The sequence below is a fragment of the Pseudomonas sp. PA-1-3F genome, from assembly GCF_021609665.1.
In the GTDB taxonomy this organism is placed as follows: Bacteria; Pseudomonadota; Gammaproteobacteria; order Pseudomonadales; family Pseudomonadaceae; genus Aquipseudomonas; species Aquipseudomonas paracarnis.
Genome location: NZ_WJZD01000019.1, coordinates 106,672 through 127,887, shown reverse-complemented (window position 1 = coordinate 127,887; position 21,216 = coordinate 106,672). Strand labels below are relative to the sequence as shown.

Here is a 21,216-nt window from a genome sequence, read left to right as displayed (position 1 = left end):
CCTCCCCGCAGGGGCTTTTTGCATTTCCCACCCGGAGATTTCCACCCATGCCCACCCGCCAAACCTACACCGTCCTCATCCCATTCCCCATCGGCAACGGCCATTGGTCTACCGCCGGTGAGGAGCTGGAACTGCTCGACGTCGAAGCATCCGCCCTGCGCACCGCTGGCCGCCTGGAACTGACCAGCGTCCTCAACTCCACCCCCAAGAAGGCTGAATAACCATGGCAGAAGTCCTGAACTTCGAGCACAACGGCATCACTGTGAATGCCACTGAATCCCCCGAGGCCATGGGTGGCCTTGGCGATAACGTCATCGGCCTGGTCGGCACTGCGCCGAATGCCCATGCGTCGATCCCGAAAAACGCGCCGTTTCGTATCAACAGCTTCACCACCCAGGCGCTGCTGGACCCTACCGGCACTGAGTCGGGAACCTTGTTCCAAGCGGTGTACCAGATCCTCAAAGTGGTGAAGGTGCCGGTCTATGTGGTCATCGTCGAAGAAGGCGCTACCCCGGCCGATACGATCAATAATGTGATCGGCGGCAACGACCCGGTCACCGGTCGCAAACTGGGCCTGGCGGCCCTGAGCAGCGTGCCTGAAGACCTGACCATCATCGGCGCTCCAGGCTTTACCGGCACCAAGGCTGTGGCTGGTGAGTTCGCCTCCTTCGGCAAGCGCATCAAGGCCCGTGTGGTACTGGATGGCAAGGACGCGTCCGTTGCCGACCAAGTGACCTACAGCGGCGAACTGGGCGGGGCCGACCTGGGCTTCGACCGTTGCCTGCTGGTGCACAACATGCCGTCGGTGTACTCCAAGGCCGCGAAGAAGAACGTGTTCCTGTCGCCATCCTCGCTGGCCATCGCCGCATTGGCCAAGGTCAAGCAGTGGGAAAGCCCAGGTAACCAGGTGACCTTCGCCGAGGACGTTTCCCGCGTGGTCGAGTACAACATCCTCGACACATCCACCGAAGGCGACCTGCTCAACCGCTACGGCGTGAGCTATTACGCTCGCACCATCCTCGGCGGCTTCTCGCTGCTGGGTAACCGCTCCATCACCGGCAAGTTCATCAGCTACGTCGGCCTGGAAGATGCCATCAGCCGCAAGCTGGTCAAGGCTGGCCAGAAAGCCATGGCCAAGAACCTCACCAAGTCCTTCATGGACCAGGAGGTCAAGCGCATCAACGACTGGCTGCAAACCCTGGTGGCCGACGAAACCATCCCCGGCGGCAGCGTGTACCTGCACCCGGAGCTGAACAGCGTCGAGAAGTACAAGAACGGCACCTGGTTCATCGTCATCGACTACGGCCGCTACGCGCCGAACGAACACATGGTTTATCAACTCAACGCCCGCGATGAAATCATCGAGCAGTTCCTGGAGGACGTTCTCTAATGTTTACCAACCGAGTCAGACAGGCCATTGCGGCCACCCTTCAAGGCCTGCCGTTGTCCGCAACCGTGGAAGAGTTCACCCCGCCGAAGATCGAGTTCGACATGGAGCCCATGTCCGGCGGGCGCTTTATTGCCGAGGAAATGGCCAAGAGCGGCAAGGTGCTCAATGCCAAGCTGGTGCTGCAAGGTGCCGGCCCGGAAATCATGCTGGCCCTGGGCGTGCGCATGGGCGACGACATCTTGCTGAACGTGCGTGAAGCCGGCCAAGACCAGGACGGCAAGACCTACTTCACCTACCACACCGTGGGCGGCAAGCTCAAATCCCTGGAGGAGGCGAAGCTGAAAATGGGCGACAAGGCCACCACCACGCTGGAGCTGTCCTGCCGTACCTACAACCGTCTGGAAAATGGCATTTCGGTGATCGACATCGATGTGCGCACCCAGAAGTTCGTGCTCAACGGCGTCGACATTCTTGGCGATGCCCGCCGCGCCGTGCTGATGCCTTAAGGGCCGGCGCAATCTGAAGCGAGCACGGTCAAGGTGGGAGCTGGCTTGCCTGCGGTGCAGGCGACTCGGTATCCCTGGTGTATCGAGTGGATGCCATCGCAGGCAAGCCAGCTCCCACAGGGGCCATGCTCAGGTTTAGATTTTTCGCACTTTTCAATACCGTTCAACAAGGAATTGCCCCATGGCCTGGATGCCACCGTTGCACATGCTGCTGTCCCCGATCACCGCCGACACCGGTGCAATGATCGAGCAGGTTCAACTCAAACCGTTGTTCTACGCCGCGCAAAAAGACGCGCTGGCCCGGGCCGGTGATGACGAGGACGACCAGTTCTTCGAACTGGCGAAACTCGCCACCGGCCTGTCGGAAAAAGAACTCGACCAACTCAAACGCCCGGACTACGTGAGCATTGCGCAGTACGTACACGAAATGTCGACGCGCCCGGCCTCGTTCTTCCTGAACGAACAGGACGTGACGACCCACGACCAGCCTGTCCACCTGCTATTACCCCTGGAAGCCGCCGGCCGTACCCTGACCGAACTGCCCCTGGAAATGCCCGCCCTGCGCGCTACCAAGGTGATGAAAAAGCTAGCCACTAACAAAGAGCGTGCCGAGTTCATCACCGCCCATTGCACCGGCCTGATGATTCCCGATCTTGCCGGCCTGACCGTGCCCGACTGGACCGAGCTGCAGGAGCGCATCGACGATTTTTTAAACAAACCGGCGGACTTCTTTCGGAGCGCGACATCGAAGTGATCCTCGATGTAGTGCCGCTGGTTTACTCGGTGAACGAAGCGGAAATCCTCGATTGGGAAGCCGGCAAAGCATTGCGCCGCTACGACATCGCAATCAGTCGTCTTGGCGTCAAACAGGAGTAGAGCGCAATGGCAGATAGTAATCATGAAGCAGGGTCAGCCATTGCCAAGGACGGCGTGATGACTCAGGGCGCACTTCAGATGACAGGAATGCACGCTAGTCTCAAACCTATCACCCAAGCGCTGCCGAGCCCGCTTGAGGGGGCCCCGGGGAGTGCGGCGAGTTTGGCCCTGGCATTGGCCGATGCCAGCTTGCAGATCAAGCATCTGGCGGACGGGCAGGTCCGGTTGGTCGATACGCTGGAGCTGTTCAACGTCTCGTTGCTCAAGGTGATGGACGCCCGGCAAGCTCAAACTGCCGGGAACGCAGAGGGTACGAAGACCGTCGCGCCTACAGACAAGCGCACACCCTCGCAGGCGCTGGACGCCGCGATGACCGATATTGACCAACTGTTGATGCTTGCCCGGCATGAGCGCAAGGCATTGCGTGAAGCCAACCTTGCCATGGCGTCCGAGCCGGTGGTGGCTGCCAGTGGTGCCAGTGCCGTCGACCTCGCGAAGGTCGAGTATGCCGCCGCCCGTTCCGGTATCGGCAGTGATCGCAAGGACGCATCGGGCAATATCGACCCCGTTGGGCGCCGGGCAGACCTGCAGCAGTTCGCTCGCGACGCTGCGATCCTGGCGACGGCGTTCAAGATCGACGTCAAAAATGCCGGCGAAATCATGGGCGGCTGGCGCGAGTCAATGCACCTTGATCGCGCACAAGCCTTGGACCTTGCCGACGCAACAAACGTGCTGGGCACCCAGGTATCGCTCAAGGCCGAATCGGCGGATATCGGCGCTGTTGTGCAACTCCAGGGCGCTGCCGCGAAGGCTGCGGGCATGAGTCCCGAACAGGCTGCAGCGCTTTCGGCGGCGTTGTTGAGCGCAGGTAACAGCAAGGTTGTTGCTGGTGCCGGGCTGGAAAAAATCAGCGCCGTCCTGGCTAAAGGCGACAACGCCTCTGCAGGGCAACGCAGTGCCTGGGCAGAGCTCAAGCTTGATCCAAAAGTACTCGCGGCGGGCATGAAACAGGACGCCCCACAGGCCGTGCTTACGGTGCTGGAGGCGCTCAAGTCGCAACCTGCCGAAAGGCAGGCGGTGCTGGCGACGCAGTTGTTCGACGGCAACCAGACGATTCTGAGCCTGGTACCGGTGATCGACAGCGTGAAACAGGCCTTTTCGCTGGTCGCAGAAAAATCCACCTACGCCACTTCGACGCTGGGCGACCAAGGTTCGGTGCTGCGTTCGGCCGCGGTTCGTGCGGACTCTACTTACGCACGTCGGCAAGCCTACGAGGCCAGTACCACGCGCTTGAGCACCGCCTCTGATACAGCGCTGGCCCCCGTTGTGGATGCCAAGCTGACCGCCATGAACGGCCTGGTCAGTGGCGTGGCTTGGCTCGCGGAGGGCCTGCCCAAGGCTGCCGCTGCCGTCACCCTGGCGGGGGCGGTGCTGATCCCGGTGGTTTCCGGTGTTTTCGGTGCCGTGAAGGACAAGATTTTCGAAAAGGTCGCAGGGAAAGTGCTCGGAGAGGGGCCGGCAGCCGGGAATAAAACCACACCGCCGGACAGCCAGCGCAAAGCCCCGAGTAATGACGGGCACAACGGTAATCGCCCGTCTGCTTCCGGCCCTGGCATCTCTGGCAAAGCGGCGAAGGTGAGCAAGCTTGCCAAAGGTGCCCCCCTGGGTTTGGTAGTGGCCCAGGCCGGTGTCGAGATGACGCAAGGCGCGATCACCGGAAACCTGGGTCAAGCGGTTGGAACTAGCGTGGGCTCTATCGGCGGCGGTGTTGCCGGCGGTGTCGTCGGTGATGTGGCCGGGATGGCGATAGGCCGAGCGGTCGGCACGCTGGCGGGAGCTGTTATCGGTTCGGTCGTTCCGGGTGCCGGCACAGTGTTGGGCGGTGTGATGGGCGGCGTCGCCGGGGGCGCAATCGGTAAGGTAGTCGGTGGTGCCGTGGGCACTTTCGTGGGCAGTGACGTCGGTGCGTGGCTGGCTGAAAAAGTGATGGGGACGGGCGATCGCCTGCCATCCCCCACGGAGGTCAGCAAAAACCTCAACGCCCCTCAAGCCGACAACCGCCAAATCAACTTCGCCCCGCAAATCACCATCACCGCGCCTGAGCAAGCCAGCCATCAACAACTGGCGGCGCTCGTGGTGCAACAGATCGAAGCGCAATTTACCCCGCTGTCGATGGACAACCTGCTGGCGACCCGACGCGGCGCAGCACTCACCGATGGAGCTGTGTGATGCGACAACAGATGGTCTTGGGTACTTTTATTTTCGGGCTGTCCCGTGGGTTCGCCTACGACACGCTTGATCGTGGTAGCAGCGGGGGCTGGGTCAGTCTCGACATCATTGCCGGCAAACCTAAATCCAGCCAGGTCGGCCAGGGGCTCGAAACGCTGGCATTGGGCGGCAAGGCTGCGCGTGCCAATGGCATGGCGCGCCTGGATGAGTTGCGCACTCTGCAGGCCCTGCGGGCGCCGTTGCCTTTGGTGGACGGGTTGGGGCGTAACTGGGGGCTATGGACCATCCAGTCGATCAGTGAAAAACAAGCCAGCGTGATCGACGACGGGACGGCCATGGTGATCAATTGGACATTGTTACTGGAGGAGTTCGTCAATGCGTAGGGTTCGAAGCATTGCCGGCGACTCGGTGAACCTGTTGCTCTACCGCGAACTGGGGCGCAGTGATGATGCCGCAGAAGAAGCGTTGTGGTGCTTGAACCCGGAGTTGGCCGAACAGTGCGCGGTACTGCCGGCGGGCGTCAGCGTGCTGGTGCCCGAATTGGACGCGCAACCGGTTGCGAGTCGGCCGGTTTCCGCCTGGGATTAAGGAGCCATCATGGCACTCGGATTTACACCTGTAGTGGAGCTATACGGAGCCAATGCCGCGTTATTCAACGAGAGGCTCTTGGAGTGGGAGCATACCGACGCAGCGGGGTTTGTATCTGATCAACTGAAGTTGACCCTCGATATCGAGGGGCTTGAAGGGCTGCCCGATCTGGGCGGCAAAATTGGCCTGCGTATTGGCTATCTGGAATCGGGCCTGGTGGATAAGGGTGTGTTCAAGATTACCCAGCGCACGCCGTCGATGTTCCCATTGAGACTGGTGCTGGTGGCCACGGCGGCACCGTTCGACGAGCACGAATTCAAACAGCGCCGCACCGCCAGCCATGGGCCGATAACCCTGGGTGCGCTGTTTCGCCAACTGACCACCCGATACGGTTTTTCACCGCGTGTGGCGCCTGAACTCGACGGTGAGCCGATCGCGCACATCGATCAGACCAATGAAAGCGACATGGCTTTTCTGACGCGCCTGGCCAAGCGCTTCGATGCGGTGGCCAAGCCTGTCGATGAGCTGTATGTACTGGGGCGCAAAGGCCAGATCAAGACGCTGTCGGGCAAGGCACTGCCGGATGTACGGTTGTCGATTACCCATGACAATCGTCCAGGTGACCGCGCGTTCATCAGCGCCAGTTTCACCGAAACCAGCCGTGCCAAATACAACGGCGCGCAAACGTCATGGTGGGACGCGGCAGCCGGAAAACAGCGTGTCGTCAAGGTGGGCATCGCACCCTTCAAAGTGGTGACACAGCGATACCAGAGCGAGGACGAAGCACGCTCGGCGGCGCAGGGAGAGATGCGGCGGGTGGGGCGCGAAGGGTTGCAGATCGATGTGGTCTGCCCGGGTAATCCTTCGCTGGCTGCTGAAGGCCTGTTGCTGCTGGATGAGTCGTGGCCGAGGTTCATGCAAGGGCGCTGGTCGATTAAAACGGTGAAATCCAGGGGCGAGCGAAAAGGTGGCTATCGGAGTACGGTCCAGGCCAGCGGTTTGTCGGTGTAGATCCTTCCTTAGAGTAAAACCCATGGTAATCACACATGCTCAGCTTCTGGGTGTAATGCCTGGAGCCCGCCTTCGCGCGGGCATTTTTTTAACCTTTCTAAATGCGGCCTTTGCGGGGCATCAGATCAATACGGCCCGTCGCGTCGCCGCCTTCCTCGCCCAAATCGGTCACGAGTCTGCCCAGTTACAGTACGTGCGCGAATTGGGTAGCGATCAATACCTGAGCAAGTACGACACCGGCAGCTTGGCCGCGCGGCTGGGCAACACCCCTGAGGCGGACGGTGATGGGCAAATGTATCGGGGCAGGGGGTTGATCCAGATCACCGGGCGCCGTAATTACATGGCGTGCAGCCAAGCTCTGTTTGGTGACGATCGTCTGCTGCGACAACCAAAATTGCTGGAGCAGCCACAGTGGGCCTGCGAATCTGCCGCCTGGTTCTGGCAAAGCAACGGCCTCAATGAGCTCGCCGACAAAGACCAGTTCACCACCATCACTCGCCGTATCAATGGTGGGCTCAACGGTCTGGACGATCGTTTGCGGTTGTGGGTGCGAGCGAAGGCGGTGCTATGCGTTTCCTAGGTGCGTTTCGCTTGGTCGGTGTGTGCCTGCTCATGGCGCTTGTTTGGCAGGTGCAGGCGTGGCGATACGGGGCGCAGCTGGAGCTGCAATCGGTCCGACATACACAGGCGCTCAGCCAACAAAGCCAGGCAATTCTTCAGCAACAACAGGCTGAACAGGCCAAACGCCTGGCCCTTGAACAGCAAATCTCTACTAGCGATCACCAACACATTCAGGAATTGAACGATGCCCTGCGTAATCAAGCGGCTCTGCGCGATCGCCTGGCCACTGCTGATGTGCGGCTGTCAGTCCTTCTCGCCACTGTCACCACTGGCTGCACAGTGCCTGCCGCCCCCAGCCCCGGCGGCGTGGTTCATGCAACCTCGCGAGCCCGACTTGACCCGGCGCATGCTCAGCGAATTATCCGCATCACCGACGACGGCGATAACGCCCTGATCGCCTTGCGTGCTTGCCAGGCCTACGTGCAGGCCGTCGCGCATTAGCGTCTTGATGCACTCTGTACCTTGCATGGTCGATGGGCTCCTGTAGGGTAGGCAAACCCCCGCCCATTCCTGGAGACGACCGTGAAGGAAATCACTCAACTGGCTGCCGAACTGGGTCGCCGTTTGCAGGTGCTCAGTGCCCACGTCACCACTGCCGAGTCCTGTACCGGCGGCGGCATCGCCGAAGCCATCACGCGGATCCCGGGCAGTTCGGCCTGGTTCGAGGCGGGCTATGTCACTTATTCCAACCGACAGAAGACCCGGCAGTTGAATGTACCGGAAAAACTGTTCGCCAAAGTCGGGGCCGTCAGCCAGGAAGTGGTGGAGGCGATGGCCCGCGGCGCGCAGGAAAAAAGCCTGGCGCGGTTTGCCGTGGCGGTCAGCGGTGTTGCCGGCCCTGATGGCGGTTCGCCGGACAAGCCGGTGGGCACCGTTTGGCTGGCTTTTGCCGTGGGCGAAGAGGTGACGGCTGAGCTTGCGCACTTCACCGGCAACCGCGACGAGGTCCGCCGACAAACGGTAAAAGCCGCGCTGGAGGGCTTGTTGCGACGAGCTGCAGCAGAAATAGACAATCAGGGGTAGGCGATCTCGGATCTTTGTGGAACAATACTGTCTACTTATACAGGTGTTGGCCGTCAGGCCTTATTGATTACGTGAGGACTTTAATGGACGACAACAAGAAGAAAGCCTTGGCTGCGGCCCTGGGTCAGATCGAACGTCAATTCGGCAAGGGTGCCGTAATGCGTATGGGCGATCACGACCGTCAGGCGATCCCGGCTATTTCCACTGGCTCTCTGGGTCTGGACATTGCGCTCGGCATTGGCGGCCTGCCAAAAGGCCGTATCGTTGAAATCTACGGTCCTGAATCTTCCGGTAAAACCACCCTGACCCTGTCGGTGATTGCTCAGGCGCAGAAAATGGGCGCCACCTGTGCGTTCGTCGACGCCGAGCACGCCCTGGATCCTGAATACGCCGGCAAGCTGGGCGTCAACGTTGATGACCTGCTGGTTTCCCAGCCGGACACCGGCGAGCAAGCCCTGGAAATCACCGACATGCTCGTGCGCTCCAACGCCATCGACGTGATCGTGGTCGACTCCGTGGCAGCCCTGGTGCCCAAGGCTGAAATCGAAGGCGAAATGGGCGACATGCACGTGGGCCTGCAAGCCCGCCTGATGTCCCAGGCGCTGCGTAAAATTACCGGTAACATCAAGAACGCCAACTGCCTGGTGATCTTCATCAACCAGATCCGTATGAAGATCGGCGTGATGTTCGGCAGCCCGGAAACCACCACCGGTGGTAACGCGCTGAAGTTCTACGCTTCGGTCCGTCTGGATATCCGCCGTACGGGCGCGGTGAAGGAAGGTGACGAGGTTGTTGGTAGCGAAACCCGCGTCAAGGTCGTGAAGAACAAAGTGGCCCCGCCATTCCGTCAGGCTGAGTTCCAGATTCTCTACGGCAAGGGTATCTACCTGAACGGCGAGATGATCGACCTGGGCGTACTGCACGGTTTCGTCGAGAAGTCCGGTGCCTGGTATGCCTACAACGGCAGCAAGATCGGTCAGGGCAAGGCCAACTCGGCCAAGTTCCTGGCGGATAACCCGGATATCGCTGCCACGCTTGAGAAGCAGATCCGCGACAAGCTGTTGACCGCAGCGCCGGACGTGAAGGCGGCTGCCAACCGCGAGCCGGTAGATGAAATGGAAGAAGCCGATACTGACGTCTGAAGCAAGCGATGACTGTTGTACTGGATACACTCGTCGCCGTTCGGCGCACTGCGATGGACCTGCTCGCTCGCCGCGAGCATGGTCGAGTCGAGCTGACACGTAAGTTGCGTCAGCGCGGCGCAGAGCCTGAGATGATCGAAACAGCCCTCGACCGGTTGACGGAAGAAGGGCTGTTGTCGGAAGCCCGTTACCTCGAAAGCTTTGTGTCTTACCGCGCACGCTCCGGTTATGGACCTGCGCGGATTCGCGAAGAGTTGAGCCAGCGTGGACTGCAACGTGCCGATATTGACCTTGCGCTACGTGAGTGCGGTATCAGTTGGCAGTCGCAGTTGGAGGAAACCTGGCGTCGCAAGTTTGCTGGGCATCTTCCTATTGATGCCAAGGAGCGTGCGAAGCAAGGTCGCTTCTTGAGTTATCGCGGGTTTTCGATGGACATGATCAGCCGCTTATTGAGCGGTCGGGATATGGACGACTGAGCAAAAAACAAAAGGCCCACTATGAAAATAGTGGGCCTTTTTTTTGCCTGCAATCACGCTGTTTCTGGTGTCATCCGTTGCTGTGCCTTGCCCTGGGCCTGTGCCCAGTTCTCCGGCAGGTTGATGTAATCCACCAACTCCCGCAATCGCCCCTGATCGCGACCGTTGAAATTGAACACCAAACGCGTCAAATGGCTGAACCTCGGTTCGTCATGGTCTTCGCCCGTATAGGCGAGTTGCTGGAACTCGCCACTGAGCCGCAGGCTGGCAAACGCTTGCTGCATATGGGCCAGGGCGCGGTCACTCAGTGGATGATTCATGCGCACCACAAACTCACGCTTAAGCCAACGGGTGGAGTGGAAGTTGGCGTAGAACTGGTTGATTTCGTCCACCGCCTCTTCGGCGCTGTAGACCAGGCGGACCAGTTTGAGGTCGGTGGGCAGGATGTAGCGATTGGCTTCCAGCTGGCTGCGGATGAAATCCAGGGCGCCTTGCCAGAATCCACCGCCCGGCGCATCCAGTAGCACTACCGGCACCAGCGGGCTCTTGCCGGTCTGGATCAGGGTCAGCACTTCCAATGCCTCGTCGAGGGTGCCGAAGCCGCCAGGGCACAACACCAGCGCGTCGGCTTCTTTGACGAAGAACAGCTTACGGGTAAAGAAGAAGTGGAATGACAGCAGGTTGTCGGTGCCATCAATGGTTGGGTTGGCATGCTGTTCAAAGGGCAGGGTGATATTGAACCCCAGGCTGTGCTCCAGGCCCGCGCCTTCGTGGGCTGCGGCCATGATCCCGCCACCGCCACCGGTGATGACCATCAGGTCGGAACGTGCCAACGCCGCACCCACCTCTCGGGCCAGCGCATACAGCGGGCTTTCCACTGGCGTACGCGCCGAGCCGAATACCGTGACTTTGCGCCGGCCCTTGAATTGTTCGAGCACCCGAAAGGCATGGTCCAGTTCACGGATGGCACGCAGGGTGATCTTGGCGTTCCAGCGATCACGGTCGTCCTGGGCCATGCGCAGGACGGTGAGGATCATGTCTCGATAAAGAGGGATATTCGGGCTGTTGGGGGCGATCAACTGAATTTGTGCGTCGACCTGCTGAGTGAGGTCGGTCCCGTTTTCTTCAAAATGACGAAGCAGCAAATCATTCGATTCATAAGGCATTCAATTTCTCCTTCTTTACAGGGCCTGGGTAGTCGACGAGAACGTCGCCTGGGCCACGACACTGCTTGTGTCGCGGCATGCCGCAAGAGGGCAGGCCTTTTTTTGCCCTGAAAATATGACAGAACAGCATTAAAAACTGTGGTGGGCGGGCATCTGGGATGAACTGATCATGGGCCGAAAAACCCTTGGCTGGCAACCGCTTATTGGGGGTTCATTACGCAGTTTAGTCGTTGGTGGCAAACGCAGAGGAAGCGTGCGCGCCGCTGGGAAGCAGCGCGGGAGGGTCAAGCAGAGGTTACTTTTTCTTTTTCGCCGGAGCCGGGCAATCGGCCTCTGCGAACTTGACGGAAGCCACCGGGCGATTGGTCTTGTTCTCGGTAATTTCGTAGCGCATCACTGCGCCCTTGGCCATCAGCTCGCGGTAGCCCGGGTTGGTGCACACACTGCGGCCCAGCTGGAAATACACAGCCTTGGGGTTGGCGCGCATCTGTTCGGCACGGTCAGGCAGCACGCTGAGGTGATCGATCAGTTGCATCCCTTCAACGGTGTAGGCGACTTCCAGGGTTTTTTCATCGATTTCCCGGGGCAGGTCCTTGTTGCTTTCGGCCGCGACGCTTTGCAGCTTCTTGTTCATTTGAGCCTCCAGCAGCGAGGCCGCGTGGGCGCCCATAGGCAAGACCAGCGCAAGGGCGACGGATGGGGCAACAAGGCGCAGCATGGAACGCAGCATGAAACTCTCCTGATTCGGTTACTGGTGCATAGACCAGCCACTGGGCTGTGCGTTCAGTGGCGCGCAATTATAGGTGAGCCCTTGCCACTACAGCCAGGCGTATCGCTGGTAAACTGCGGGACTTCTGTTTTTCACGAGTTTGTTCCGTGTCGATTTCTCCTACTGCGCCGCGTGCCCGATGAGTCACGCCGTCTCCCGTTTGCGTACCCAGCGTCTGGCGCGTGCCGTCAGGCCGTTTCTCAATCGGGGTTCCCGTGCTGAGCGCTGTCCCGGCTGTCGGGTCATTCCTGAGTACTGCCTGTGTGCCTGGCGGCCTCAGGTAGAAGCCAAGTCCGCCATGTGCCTATTGATGCATGACGTTGAACCGATGAAGCCCAGTAACACGGGCTGGCTGATCGCCGATGTCATACACGACACCACCGCGTTTGCCTGGTCGCGTACCGAAGTCGACCCCGAGTTGCTCAGGTTGCTGGCCGACCCGCAGTGGCAACCCTACATCGTATTTCCCGGTGAATTCGTGGCGCCGCAACGGGTGGTCAGTGAAGTGCGCGTGGAGGAGGGCAAGCGCCCACTGTTCATCCTGCTGGACGGCACCTGGAGCGAAGCGCGCAAGATGTTTCGCAAAAGTCCCTATCTGGAACATTTACCGGTGCTGAGCCTGGCACCCGAGCAACTGTCGCGTTACAAGCTACGGCGCTCCAAGCGTGATGACCACTTCTGCACCGCCGAGGTGGCGGCGCTGTGCCTGGAGCTGGCCGATGACCTGGCCGCCAGCGAAGTGCTGGATGCCTATCTCGATGTGTTCAGCACCCATTACCTGGCTGCCAAGTTCCAACTGCCACTGGATGCGGCAGACACCGTGCATACGCGCCTTGCACCCTACATCCCGGCGGGATAACCACACGACGTTTGCATGATGGCACTGTAAGCCCGCAACCCGCTAAAATCCCCACGGGCGTAGTGCTTGACCCTCCAGGCTACGCTGGGCATGCTGTGCGCCGATTGGGCGCAACCGTGAATTATCGACGTCGTTTCATGTGTTTTTGACGTTGAGCGGGCCCTGTGGCGATCGCTGCCCGGCCGTCGCCTCGTGTATTGGTGAACCCTGAACCCATCAGGGCTCCCATAAAAAACAGGATCATTTAACCAATGGCCACATACGAAATCCTGATTGCCGATGACCACCCGCTGTTTCGCAGCGCACTGCATCAGGCCGTAACCCTGGGCCTTGGCCCCGATGTACGTTTGGTCGAAGTAGCCAGCATTGCCGAACTGGAAGCCCGCCTGACTGAAAAATCCGACTGGGACCTGGTGTTGCTCGACCTGAACATGCCGGGCGCCTACGGTTTTTCCGGGCTGGTGCTGCTGCGTGGCCAATACCCGCAGATCCCCGTGGTGATGGTGTCGGCCCAGGAAGAAGCCGACGTGGTGGTGCGCTCCAAGGAGTTTGGCGCCAGCGGTTTCATTCCCAAGTCCAGCGCAATGGAAGATATCCAGAAAGCCGTGCGCACGGTGTTGGACGGCGATGTGTCCTGGCCACCCCAGGCGTTTGAAGAAATCAATGTGTCCGATGAAGCCAAGGCCGCCCGCGATGGCCTGGCCAGCTTGACGCCCCAGCAGTTCCGGGTGTTGACCATGGTTTGCGAAGGTTTGTTGAACAAGCAGATTGCCTACGAATTGAGTGTGTCGGAAGCGACCATCAAGGCCCACGTTACGGCGATTTTCCGTAAGTTGGGCGTGCGTACGCGCACTCAGGCGGCGTTGCTTTTGCAGCAACTTGAGTCTATCTCGCAACATTAAGTTACAGCCGCTTCACGCTTTTTTGACTTTGCGTGATCTAGCTTCCCCACTTCTTTGGTTCAGTTGCCTACATCTATGTCGCCTTTCAAGGGTCAAACCGGTATCAAACGTATCTTCAACGCAGGGGGCTATTCCCTGGATGGCCTGCGTGCGGCTTTCACTGGCGAGGCGGCATTCCGCCAGTTGGTGTTGCTGAACGTCATCCTGATCCCCTTGAGCTTTTTCCTGCAGGTCAGCCGGGTTGAACGGGCGCTGCTGATTGCAGTGTGTTTGTTGGCGCTGATCGTCGAATTGCTCAACTCAGCGGTAGAAGCGGCCATTGACCGTATTTCCCTGGACCGCCACCCGCTGTCGAAAAACGCCAAGGACATGGGCAGCGCCGCGCAATTCGTGGCACTGACCATGATCACCCTGGTATGGGCCGTGATCCTGATCTGACGATCAAGCGATACTCGGCAGCACGATCTCGTCGCTGCGCTGCACCCCAGCGGTGAAGGCGCGGCACAGTTCGAGAAACTCGCGCATCGCCGAGGTCTGGTACTTCTGCTTGTGCCAGATGAAGTAGAACTGCCGGGCCAGGTCCAGGTCCGGGGTTTCTACCGGCACCAGGCTGCCACGGCGGAAGGCATCACGCAGCGCCAGCCGCGAAATGCAGCCAATCCCCAAGCCTGACTCCACAGCTCGCTTGATTGCCTCGGTGTGTTCCAACTCCAGGCGGATATTCAGTGCGCTACGGTGGTGACGCATAGCCTGGTCGAAGGTCAGGCGCGTGCCCGAGCCTTGTTCTCGCAGGATCCACGCTTCGTGGGTCAACTCGTCCATGGTGGCCACGCCACGCTTGGCCAAATGATGCTGGGGCGCACAGAACACCACCAGCTCATCTTCTACCCACGTCTGTACCTCGATATCCGGGTGGCTGCAGTCACCTTCGATTAGACCCAGGTCAATTTCGTAGTGCGCCACCTGATGCACGATATGCGCAGTGTTCTGCACATGCAGTTTCACCTGGCTCTCGGGATGCTGCTGCATAAAGCTACCAATCAGCAGTGTCGCCAGGTAATTGCCGATGGTCAGGGTGGCGCCGACTGCCAGGGAACCGAAGCCGGACTTGCCGTTGAGCAGGTCTTCGATCTCCTTGGCTTGGTCCAGCAATGCCACGGCCTGGGGTAACAGCTGGTGACCGAGGGCGTTGAGACTCAGGCGTTTGCCGGCGCGGTCGAATAATTGGCAGCTGGATTGACGCTCCAGCTCGGTAATTGAGGTGCTGGCGGCGGATTGAGATAAGGCCAGAAGGCCAGCAGCGCGCGAGACGCTTTCCTGCTGGGCGACGGCGACGAAAACTTGCAGTTGACGGAGAGTAAATCGCATATCGATATAACCGATAACCCTTATCTTAATAATCCAGTTAACAGATATTGTCGCCGCCATTAGAATGCTGTGCAATTGCGCATCCATACCTTTGGCGCAGACCCATTTCCAGGAGTCCCCCGTACATGAGCAACATGAACCACGAGCGTGTCCTCAGTGTTCATCACTGGAACGACACTCTGTTCAGCTTCAAGTGCACCCGCGATCCGGGCCTGCGCTTCGAGAACGGTCAGTTCGTGATGATCGGCCTGCAACAGCCCAACGGCCGCCCGCTCATGCGCGCTTACTCCATTGCCAGCCCGAACTGGGAAGAGCATCTGGAGTTCTTCAGCATCAAGGTGCCCGATGGCCCGCTGACTTCCCAATTGCAGCATTTGAAGGAAGGCGACGAGATCATCATCAGCAAAAAACCGACGGGCACCCTGGTGCTTGACGATTTGAAGCCGGGCAAACACCTGTACCTGCTCAGCACCGGTACTGGCCTCGCCCCGTTCATGAGTGTGATCCAGGACCCTGAGACCTACGAGCGCTTCGAAAAAGTCATCCTGTGCCACGGCGTGCGCTACGTCAACGAAGTCGCCTACCGCGAATTCATCACCGAGCACCTGCCGCAGAACGAGTTCTTCGGTGAGGCCCTGCGTGACAAGTTGATCTACTACCCGACCGTGACCCGCGAGCCGTTCGAAAACGAAGGCCGCCTGACCGACCTGATGCGCAGCGGCAAGCTGTTCAGCGACATCGGCCTGCCGCCGATCAACCCCGAAGACGACCGCGCCATGCTGTGTGGCAGCCCAAGTATGTTGGATGAGACCAGCGAAGTGTTGAACAGCTTCGGCCTCAAGGTTTCGCCACGGATGCGTGAGCCGGGTGACTACCTGATCGAGCGTGCGTTCGTCGAGAAGTGACTTCGGGTCACTTGTAGGAGCGAGCTTGCTCGCGAAGAACGCCAACGATAACGCTGGCATCTTGACTGAACGCGGTGCCTGCTCGTTTTTCGCGAGCAAGCTCGCTCCTACAGTCGAATGCGTTGCAAAGAAAAGCCCGCGTTGCCTGTGAAGGCAGCGCGGGCTTTTGCGTTTCTGCGATTTACTGCGCCGAAACCACTTCCAGCACACAAATCATCCCCGGCTCCGGGTAGTGCCAGCGCACATCCACGTCCCAGAACCGCACACCGTATTCCCGTTCTGAGGTAGGAACCTGATACGCCGGCCGCGGGTCCTGTGCCAGACACTGTTCAATCAACTCCACCAACGGTTCACCAAGGCGCTGTGCATGGCCTTGCGCCTGTTGCAGTGCAGCCTTGAGCCATTGCACGCCGATCAGCGCGGGCGCATCGCTGGCGATGTCGTTGGTGGCCGCATCCACGATATCGGCATAAGGCACATACGGCTTGATATCCAACACCGGCGTGCCATCGAGCAAATCTATGCCGGAAATCCACAGGCGCCCCCGTTCCACCTTGTCCAGCTTCACCACCGACTGGCCGATGCCATTGGGGCGATGGGTTGCGCGGGTGGCAAACACGCCCATGGACGTATTGCCGCCCAGGCGTGGCGGGCGCACTTTCAGGCGTGGTTTGTCTTCCAGGGCCTGATGAAACAGAAACAGCAGCCACACATGGCTGACCTGCTCCAGCCCCTGCACCGCCTCACCCTGGTCGAACGGCGCCACCAGCTCCAGCACGCCACGGGCAGCCGGTGCCAGTTGCGGTTGGCGCGGGATGGCGAACTTCTCCTTGAAACAGGAGCGTACGAAGCCGACGGGCGAGACCTGGTAACTCATGGCTTAGGCACGGACCCGCAAGGTCAGGCCCTTGAGGAAGTTACGCAGCAACTGATCGCCACAGGTGCGGTAGTTGGTATGACCAAACTTGCGGAACAGCGCGCTCAGCTCTGGCTTGGACACCGGGAACTCCGCCGCCTTGAGGATTGCATGCATGTCGTCTTCCTTCAGTTCGAAGGCCACGCGCAGCTTTTTCAGGATGATGTTGTTGGTCACCGGGGTTTCGATCGGTTGCGGCGGGCGGCTTTCGTCCTTGCCGCGCTTGAAGATCACCAGACCATCGAGGAAGTGGGCCATGACTTCATCCGGGCAGAACACGAAGCCTTCTTCCTCATCTTTCTTGAGGTAGGTCAGCAGGTCTTCCTTGGTCACGTCCATGCCGCCGAGCTTGATGATCTCGACCATCTTGTTGTCGCTGATGTCGAGCATGTAGCGCACGCTGCGCAGTACGTCGTTGTGAATCATGGTGGGCAATCCTGGTATTCAACTGATGACACCGCCGGAATCAGGCGGTGTCGGGAAAAGGGAACGGCTTAAAACTTTTCTTTGCCGGACAGGTAACGCCATTGGCCCACTGGCACCTTGCCGATGGACACGCCGCCGATGCGGATGCGGCGGATGGCGATGACTTTCAGGCCAACGGCTTCGCAGAACAGCGCGATCACGCCGGGTTGCGGGTTTTTCATCGCAAAGCGCAGGCGGTTCTCGTTCTGCCAGCTGGCTTTGACGGCAGGCAGCTCTTTGCCTTTGTAGGTCAGGCCGTGGTTCAAGCGGTTAAGGCCGTGGGCAACCATGTCGCCTTCGACTTCCACCACGTATTCCTGCTCGATTTTGGCGGCATCGGCGGTCAACTTGCGCAGAATCTTCCAGTCTTGGGTGAACACTAGCAGGCCACTGGCCTTGGCTTGCAGGTCGGCGCTGGCGCTCAGGCGCAGAAAGTGCCCCTTGAGCGGGCGCTTGCCGAAACGGTGCTCTTCAGACAGGGTTTCGGCGCTGATCGAGGCCATGGCGGTTTCAGCATCCACGCCTGCGGGAGCGTGCAGCAGGATAGTCACCGGCTCTGGCGCGGTGGCTTTAGCTTCCGGGTCCAGCTCGACCTTCTCGTCAGTGACCTTGAACTGCGGCTCGTCGATCACTTCGCCGTCCACCGAGACCCAGCCGCCTTCGATAAACAACTCAGCCTCCCGACGGGAGCAACCGACCAGTTCGATAAGGCGTTTGGAGAGGCGTATGGGGTCAGTCATGACAAGGGCCGTAACAAAAGGGGGCCACTATTGTACCTGCCTGGCGCCGGTTAATCCCGGCCCCATTTCAGCACATGGGCCATAACAATTACTTAACTGACACAACACGGGTCAAATGTGGGAGCTGGCTTGCCTGCGATGGCGGTATACCAGCATCGGATGGGTAGACTGACCCGACGCCTTCGCAGGCAAGCCAGCTCCCACAGTTCAGGCATTACGGGCCTGTTGCTGCTGGCGCAGACGCAGGTGCAACAATGGATAAGGCTGCCCAAGCCCATCATGGTCCGTTCGCCCGATCACCTCGAAGCCTTGCTTGAGGTAAAAACCCAGGGCCTGGGGGTTTTGTTCGTTGACGTCCAGTTCATCGGCATTCATGTGTTCGATCGCGTAACCCAGCAATTGCCGGCCCAGTCCCTGGCCACGGTGGTGCGGGTCGATAAACAGCATTTCCACTTTGCCCCCCGACACTCCGGCGAACCCGGTGATGCGTTGGCATGAGTCCTTGGTGCAGATCAGCATGACCGCATCGAGGTAGCGGGTCAGCACCAGGTTTTTCAACATGTCGATATAGCTGTCCGGGAGGAAGTCGTGGGTGGCGCGTACCGAGTCCTCCCAGATCTGCACCAGGCGCGTGTAGTCGCTGGTTTTAGGTGTGTGAATCACCGAATGCTGACGCATACCCGCTGTCCCTGCTGTATTCGGGGTTGATGGACAATACGATAGACCTAAAAAAGCCCCGCATCTTCTCAGAGGCGAGGCTTTTTTATCACCGTTGCGATCAGTCGCGCTTTTCAGCCCACAAGTCGTACTCGTCGGCGTCGGTCACGGTGCACCAGACTTTGTCACCCGGCTTCAGGCCGCTGGCATCGTCGATAAACACGTTACCGTCAATTTCAGGGGCGTCGAAGAAGCAACGACCCACCGCGCCTTGCTCGTCGACTTCATCGATCAGCACTTCGATTTCCTTGCCGATGCGCAGTTGCAGGCGTGCCGAGCTGATGGCCTGCTGGTGCGCCATGAAGCGCTCCCAACGGTCTTGCTTGACGTCGTCCGGCACCACGGCCAAGTCCAGCAGGTTGGCCGGTGCACCTTCCACCGGCGAATACTGGAAGCAACCGACGCGGTCTAGCTGCGCTTCGGTCAGCCAGTCCAACAGGTACTGGAAGTCTTCCTCGGTCTCGCCGGGGAAACCGACGATGAAGGTGGAGCGGATGATCAGCTCCGGGCAGATCTCGCGCCAGTTCTTGATGCGTGCCAGGGTCTTGTCTTCGAACGCCGGGCGTTTCATCGCCTTGAGCACTTTCGGGCTGGCGTGCTGGAACGGGATATCCAGGTACGGCAGGATCTTGCCGGCGGCCATCAACGGGATCAACTCGTCCACGTGCGGGTACGGGTAAACATAGTGCAGGCGCACCCACACGCCCAGGCTGCTGAGGGCTTCGCACAGCTCGGTCATACGGGTTTTCACCGGCGCGCCGTTCCAGAAACCGGTGCGGTATTTCACATCGACGCCGTAGGCGCTGGTGTCCTGGGAGATCACCAGCAACTCCTTGACGCCAGACTTGACCAGGCGCTGGGCCTCGTCGAGCACATCACCCACCGGGCGGCTTACCAGTTTGCCGCGCATCGACGGGATGATGCAGAAGCTGCAGCTGTGGTTGCAGCCTTCGGAAATCTTCAGATATGCGTAGTGACGCGGGGTCAGCTTGATGCCTTGAGGCGGCACCAGGTCGATCAGCGGGTTGTGATCCTGGCGTGGCGGCACCACCTCGTGCACAGCGTTGACCACTTGCTCGTACTGCTGCGGGCCGGTCACCGCCAGCACACTCGGGTGCACGTTGCGGATATTGCCTTCTTCCACCCCCATGCAGCCGGTCACGATGACCTTGCCGTTTTCCTTGATGGCTTCGCCGATCACTTCCAGGGATTCGGCCTTGGCCGAGTCGATGAAGCCACAGGTGTTGACCACCACCACATCGGCGTCCTGGTAAGTGGACACGACGTCGTAGCCTTCCATACGCAATTGCGTGAGGATGCGCTCGGAGTCGACAAGCGCCTTCGGGCAACCCAGGGAAACAAAGCCAACCTTGGGGTTGGCTTTTGCGATGGTGGTGGACATGTCTAACCTCGGTATTGAATGACGCTGCCGGTCGTGCACGACAAGGCAACGGATGGGCGCTTGGTGCGCCTCTGATCAAAAAGTGCGCAATTCTATCGGCGGGCAGCGCACTTGACCAGCTTTATGCAGGGAAATGCGACGAGTGCTGCGCCGGGTAATCCCCATAGCTACTGGCGCGCGCTTAAGCCTGGACGTCTTGTTCTGTTCGGTGCGATACCACTTTAGACATGCCCACACCTAACGCCTGGAGGACTTTAAGCAAAGTGGAGAGCTTAGGATCACCGCCGACGCCGATGGACCTGTAGAGGTTTGCTCGATTGAGTCCTGTGTTCTGCGACAAGCTGAGCATCCCACCACGAGCTTCCGCCACTCGACGGATAGCGACAAGGAAAGCGTCCTCGCCACCGGCTTCATCTATTTCCTCAAGCGCGACAGATAAATATTCCAGGGCGAATGCTTCGTCGTTGCGAAGCATTTCCAGAACGCTATCTTCGTGCGGGCGGGTACGAATGGTCATTTTTGCTGCACCTTGTAAGATTTCCAGAGAGCCTTGGCCTGATCGATATCGTTCTGCTGTCTGGCCTTCGAACCACCGCCCAATAGGAAAATGATTTTTCGATCCTGGACTGCGTAATACACGCGAAACCCCGGGCCGAAATCGAGCTTCATCTCAAAGACCCCATCACCCACTGGCTCGGTAACGCCAAAGTGACCAAGGGACGCCCGATCCACTCTGGTGGTGATTCTTGCTTTCGAACGCGTGTCCTGCACTGTATCCAGCCAAGCCTGGTAGATATCCACGCCGTTGATTGACAGTACGTGTTTCACTTCGTACATGAGGAGTGTACCTTAAAAGAGACAGTCCGATAGTTGAGTTTTTATATCGACTGCCCGCCATGCGAATGCACGAATGACTGATCAGGTAATCCGGCCAAGGCGCTCCTGCTCACACCACCCACGCAGCACGACTGAGCCGGGCCAGGAATATACGGTTGGCCGTAAATGTGATCAATGCAGGCAAAAAGGCGCCAAAGTGCTGCTGTGCCCGCTATGACTGATTGCCTAAAACGACACCCCGTTCACTTGAACGGGGAAATACGACGAGTGCTGCGCTATGCTTCGCGCCGTTGCGCACGGGTAAAGCC

At 59.4% G+C, this 21,216-nt stretch carries 28 protein-coding genes; 18 read left to right on the top strand and 10 right to left on the bottom strand.

The window, feature by feature from the left end:
* Positions 1-47 precede the first annotated feature (47 nt).
* The 14 genes from GIV26_RS15745 (at position 48) to recX (ending at position 9,862) form a co-directional block, all read left to right on the top strand.
* Complete coding sequence (locus GIV26_RS15745; protein WP_003189022.1) at positions 48-221, top strand: hypothetical protein; 174 nt, start codon at positions 48-50, stop codon at positions 219-221.
* 2 nt (positions 222-223) lie between these two features.
* On the top strand, positions 224-1,390 hold the full coding sequence (locus GIV26_RS15740; RefSeq protein ID WP_032877508.1) for a tail protein: 1,167 nt from the start codon (positions 224-226) through the stop codon (positions 1,388-1,390).
* A complete protein-coding gene (locus GIV26_RS15735) occupies positions 1,390-1,896 on the top strand; it encodes a phage major tail tube protein (RefSeq protein ID WP_098949396.1) in 507 nt (168 codons plus the stop codon). The genes GIV26_RS15740 and GIV26_RS15735 overlap by 1 nt, the downstream gene beginning before the upstream one ends.
* Positions 1,897-2,077: 181 nt before the next feature.
* Entirely contained in the window at positions 2,078-2,650 is a 573-nt protein-coding gene (locus GIV26_RS15730; protein WP_236281446.1) for a phage tail assembly protein, read from the top strand.
* The gene (locus GIV26_RS27145; protein WP_014717169.1) at positions 2,647-2,772 is read left to right on the top strand and encodes a hypothetical protein; all 126 of its coding nucleotides are present in this window, start codon (positions 2,647-2,649) and stop codon (positions 2,770-2,772) included. Before GIV26_RS15730 ends, GIV26_RS27145 begins: the two co-directional genes overlap by 4 nt.
* A gap of 6 nt (positions 2,773-2,778) precedes the next feature.
* The gene (locus GIV26_RS15725) at positions 2,779-5,001 is read left to right on the top strand and encodes a phage tail tape measure protein (protein ID WP_236281443.1); all 2,223 of its coding nucleotides are present in this window, start codon (positions 2,779-2,781) and stop codon (positions 4,999-5,001) included.
* The gene (locus GIV26_RS15720; RefSeq protein WP_014717171.1) at positions 5,001-5,384 is read left to right on the top strand and encodes a phage tail protein; all 384 of its coding nucleotides are present in this window, start codon (positions 5,001-5,003) and stop codon (positions 5,382-5,384) included. Before GIV26_RS15725 ends, GIV26_RS15720 begins: the two co-directional genes overlap by 1 nt.
* The gene (locus tag GIV26_RS15715) at positions 5,377-5,589 is read left to right on the top strand and encodes a tail protein X (protein WP_236281440.1); all 213 of its coding nucleotides are present in this window, start codon (positions 5,377-5,379) and stop codon (positions 5,587-5,589) included. Before GIV26_RS15720 ends, GIV26_RS15715 begins: the two co-directional genes overlap by 8 nt.
* Before the next feature lie 9 nt (positions 5,590-5,598).
* The gene (locus GIV26_RS15710; protein ID WP_236281437.1) at positions 5,599-6,600 is read left to right on the top strand and encodes a contractile injection system protein, VgrG/Pvc8 family; all 1,002 of its coding nucleotides are present in this window, start codon (positions 5,599-5,601) and stop codon (positions 6,598-6,600) included.
* Positions 6,601-6,622: 22 nt separating this feature from the next.
* Complete coding sequence (locus GIV26_RS15705) at positions 6,623-7,180, top strand: glycoside hydrolase family 19 protein (RefSeq protein ID WP_034126486.1); 558 nt, start codon at positions 6,623-6,625, stop codon at positions 7,178-7,180.
* Positions 7,168-7,662, top strand: coding sequence for a lysis system i-spanin subunit Rz (locus tag GIV26_RS15700; protein ID WP_034126487.1), 495 nt, complete (start codon positions 7,168-7,170; stop codon positions 7,660-7,662). The genes GIV26_RS15705 and GIV26_RS15700 overlap by 13 nt, the downstream gene beginning before the upstream one ends.
* 81 nt (positions 7,663-7,743) lie before the next feature.
* On the top strand, positions 7,744-8,244 hold the full coding sequence (locus tag GIV26_RS15695) for a CinA family protein (protein ID WP_054897099.1): 501 nt from the start codon (positions 7,744-7,746) through the stop codon (positions 8,242-8,244).
* Positions 8,245-8,327: 83 nt separating this feature from the next.
* Positions 8,328-9,386 carry a recombinase RecA gene (gene recA / locus GIV26_RS15690; RefSeq protein WP_014717176.1) on the top strand — a complete coding sequence of 353 codons (1,059 nt, stop codon included), beginning with the start codon at positions 8,328-8,330 and terminating at the stop codon, positions 9,384-9,386.
* Between the two features lie 8 nt (positions 9,387-9,394).
* Entirely contained in the window at positions 9,395-9,862 is a 468-nt protein-coding gene (recX, locus tag GIV26_RS15685) for a recombination regulator RecX (RefSeq protein ID WP_034126489.1), read from the top strand.
* A 53-nt stretch (positions 9,863-9,915) separates the two neighbouring features.
* Here the strand turns inward: recX and GIV26_RS15680 are convergent, their stop codons facing one another.
* Positions 9,916-11,028, bottom strand: coding sequence for a TIGR00730 family Rossman fold protein (locus GIV26_RS15680; protein WP_034126490.1), 1,113 nt, complete (start codon positions 11,026-11,028; stop codon positions 9,916-9,918).
* Between the two features lie 295 nt (positions 11,029-11,323).
* A complete protein-coding gene (locus tag GIV26_RS15675; protein ID WP_034126491.1) occupies positions 11,324-11,758 on the bottom strand; it encodes a PA3611 family quorum-sensing-regulated virulence factor in 435 nt (144 codons plus the stop codon).
* A gap of 178 nt (positions 11,759-11,936) precedes the next feature.
* Between GIV26_RS15675 and GIV26_RS15670 the strand changes: the two genes are divergently transcribed.
* From GIV26_RS15670 to GIV26_RS15660, 3 genes are all read left to right on the top strand, one after another.
* Positions 11,937-12,656, top strand: coding sequence for a tRNA-uridine aminocarboxypropyltransferase (locus GIV26_RS15670; RefSeq protein WP_032903391.1), 720 nt, complete (start codon positions 11,937-11,939; stop codon positions 12,654-12,656).
* Positions 12,657-12,907: 251 nt separating this feature from the next.
* Positions 12,908-13,558 carry a response regulator transcription factor ErdR gene (gene erdR / locus GIV26_RS15665; RefSeq protein ID WP_003189050.1) on the top strand — a complete coding sequence of 217 codons (651 nt, stop codon included), beginning with the start codon at positions 12,908-12,910 and terminating at the stop codon, positions 13,556-13,558.
* 75 nt (positions 13,559-13,633) lie between these two features.
* Entirely contained in the window at positions 13,634-13,996 is a 363-nt protein-coding gene (locus GIV26_RS15660; RefSeq protein WP_003189051.1) for a diacylglycerol kinase, read from the top strand.
* A gap of 3 nt (positions 13,997-13,999) precedes the next feature.
* On the opposite strand, the gene GIV26_RS15655 is transcribed toward GIV26_RS15660, so the two are convergent.
* Entirely contained in the window at positions 14,000-14,926 is a 927-nt protein-coding gene (locus tag GIV26_RS15655) for a LysR family transcriptional regulator (protein WP_003189054.1), read from the bottom strand.
* Between the two features lie 125 nt (positions 14,927-15,051).
* On the opposite strand from GIV26_RS15655, the gene fpr reads away from it, so the two are divergent.
* Positions 15,052-15,831 carry a ferredoxin-NADP reductase gene (fpr, locus tag GIV26_RS15650; protein ID WP_003189055.1) on the top strand — a complete coding sequence of 260 codons (780 nt, stop codon included), beginning with the start codon at positions 15,052-15,054 and terminating at the stop codon, positions 15,829-15,831.
* A gap of 181 nt (positions 15,832-16,012) precedes the next feature.
* Here the strand turns inward: fpr and tsaA are convergent, their stop codons facing one another.
* The 7 genes from tsaA to GIV26_RS15615 all read right to left on the bottom strand — a co-directional run bounded on the left by tsaA (position 16,013) and on the right by GIV26_RS15615 (position 20,908).
* Positions 16,013-16,708 carry a tRNA (N6-threonylcarbamoyladenosine(37)-N6)-methyltransferase TrmO gene (gene tsaA, locus GIV26_RS15645; RefSeq protein ID WP_057976027.1) on the bottom strand — a complete coding sequence of 232 codons (696 nt, stop codon included), beginning with the start codon at positions 16,706-16,708 and terminating at the stop codon, positions 16,013-16,015.
* Between the two features lie 3 nt (positions 16,709-16,711).
* Complete coding sequence (locus tag GIV26_RS15640) at positions 16,712-17,173, bottom strand: DUF1456 family protein (RefSeq protein ID WP_005785469.1); 462 nt, start codon at positions 17,171-17,173, stop codon at positions 16,712-16,714.
* Between the two features lie 68 nt (positions 17,174-17,241).
* A complete protein-coding gene (locus GIV26_RS15635; protein WP_034126494.1) occupies positions 17,242-17,952 on the bottom strand; it encodes an rRNA pseudouridine synthase in 711 nt (236 codons plus the stop codon).
* 207 nt (positions 17,953-18,159) lie between these two features.
* A complete protein-coding gene (locus GIV26_RS15630) occupies positions 18,160-18,630 on the bottom strand; it encodes a GNAT family N-acetyltransferase (RefSeq protein WP_236281434.1) in 471 nt (156 codons plus the stop codon).
* Between the two features lie 100 nt (positions 18,631-18,730).
* Positions 18,731-20,071, bottom strand: a complete 1,341-nt coding sequence (gene rimO, locus GIV26_RS15625; RefSeq protein WP_003231334.1) for a 30S ribosomal protein S12 methylthiotransferase RimO — start codon at positions 20,069-20,071, stop codon at positions 18,731-18,733.
* A 181-nt stretch (positions 20,072-20,252) separates the two neighbouring features.
* Positions 20,253-20,588, bottom strand: coding sequence for an addiction module antidote protein (locus GIV26_RS15620; RefSeq protein WP_034126496.1), 336 nt, complete (start codon positions 20,586-20,588; stop codon positions 20,253-20,255).
* On the bottom strand, positions 20,585-20,908 hold the full coding sequence (locus tag GIV26_RS15615; RefSeq protein WP_034126497.1) for a type II toxin-antitoxin system RelE/ParE family toxin: 324 nt from the start codon (positions 20,906-20,908) through the stop codon (positions 20,585-20,587). Before GIV26_RS15615 ends, GIV26_RS15620 begins: the two co-directional genes overlap by 4 nt.
* Positions 20,909-21,216 lie beyond the last annotated feature (308 nt).

Coding starts and splice junctions, on each gene's coding strand:
- GIV26_RS15655 (WP_003189054.1), bottom strand. CDS start 14,926: ATGCGATTTACTCTCCGTCAACTGCAAGTTTTCGTCGCCGTCGCCCAG.
- GIV26_RS15680 (WP_034126490.1), bottom strand. CDS start 11,028: ATGCCTTATGAATCGAATGATTTGCTGCTTCGTCATTTTGAAGAAAAC.
- GIV26_RS15615 (WP_034126497.1), bottom strand. CDS start 20,908: ATGTACGAAGTGAAACACGTACTGTCAATCAACGGCGTGGATATCTAC.
- GIV26_RS15700 (WP_034126487.1), top strand. CDS start 7,168: ATGCGTTTCCTAGGTGCGTTTCGCTTGGTCGGTGTGTGCCTGCTCATG.
- GIV26_RS15735 (WP_098949396.1), top strand. CDS start 1,390: ATGTTTACCAACCGAGTCAGACAGGCCATTGCGGCCACCCTTCAAGGC.
- recX (WP_034126489.1), top strand. CDS start 9,395: ATGACTGTTGTACTGGATACACTCGTCGCCGTTCGGCGCACTGCGATG.
- rimO (WP_003231334.1), bottom strand. CDS start 20,071: ATGTCCACCACCATCGCAAAAGCCAACCCCAAGGTTGGCTTTGTTTCC.
- GIV26_RS15635 (WP_034126494.1), bottom strand. CDS start 17,952: ATGACTGACCCCATACGCCTCTCCAAACGCCTTATCGAACTGGTCGGT.
- GIV26_RS15725 (WP_236281443.1), top strand. CDS start 2,779: ATGGCAGATAGTAATCATGAAGCAGGGTCAGCCATTGCCAAGGACGGC.
- GIV26_RS15745 (WP_003189022.1), top strand. CDS start 48: ATGCCCACCCGCCAAACCTACACCGTCCTCATCCCATTCCCCATCGGC.
- GIV26_RS15730 (WP_236281446.1), top strand. CDS start 2,078: ATGGCCTGGATGCCACCGTTGCACATGCTGCTGTCCCCGATCACCGCC.
- erdR (WP_003189050.1), top strand. CDS start 12,908: ATGGCCACATACGAAATCCTGATTGCCGATGACCACCCGCTGTTTCGC.
- tsaA (WP_057976027.1), bottom strand. CDS start 16,708: ATGAGTTACCAGGTCTCGCCCGTCGGCTTCGTACGCTCCTGTTTCAAG.
- recA (WP_014717176.1), top strand. CDS start 8,328: ATGGACGACAACAAGAAGAAAGCCTTGGCTGCGGCCCTGGGTCAGATC.
- GIV26_RS15675 (WP_034126491.1), bottom strand. CDS start 11,758: ATGCTGCGTTCCATGCTGCGCCTTGTTGCCCCATCCGTCGCCCTTGCG.
- GIV26_RS15720 (WP_014717171.1), top strand. CDS start 5,001: ATGCGACAACAGATGGTCTTGGGTACTTTTATTTTCGGGCTGTCCCGT.
- GIV26_RS15660 (WP_003189051.1), top strand. CDS start 13,634: ATGTCGCCTTTCAAGGGTCAAACCGGTATCAAACGTATCTTCAACGCA.
- GIV26_RS15630 (WP_236281434.1), bottom strand. CDS start 18,630: ATGCGTCAGCATTCGGTGATTCACACACCTAAAACCAGCGACTACACG.
- GIV26_RS15705 (WP_034126486.1), top strand. CDS start 6,623: ATGGTAATCACACATGCTCAGCTTCTGGGTGTAATGCCTGGAGCCCGC.
- GIV26_RS15640 (WP_005785469.1), bottom strand. CDS start 17,173: ATGATTCACAACGACGTACTGCGCAGCGTGCGCTACATGCTCGACATC.
- GIV26_RS15710 (WP_236281437.1), top strand. CDS start 5,599: ATGGCACTCGGATTTACACCTGTAGTGGAGCTATACGGAGCCAATGCC.
- GIV26_RS15670 (WP_032903391.1), top strand. CDS start 11,937: ATGAGTCACGCCGTCTCCCGTTTGCGTACCCAGCGTCTGGCGCGTGCC.
- GIV26_RS15715 (WP_236281440.1), top strand. CDS start 5,377: ATGCGTAGGGTTCGAAGCATTGCCGGCGACTCGGTGAACCTGTTGCTC.
- GIV26_RS15620 (WP_034126496.1), bottom strand. CDS start 20,588: ATGACCATTCGTACCCGCCCGCACGAAGATAGCGTTCTGGAAATGCTT.
- GIV26_RS15740 (WP_032877508.1), top strand. CDS start 224: ATGGCAGAAGTCCTGAACTTCGAGCACAACGGCATCACTGTGAATGCC.
- fpr (WP_003189055.1), top strand. CDS start 15,052: ATGAGCAACATGAACCACGAGCGTGTCCTCAGTGTTCATCACTGGAAC.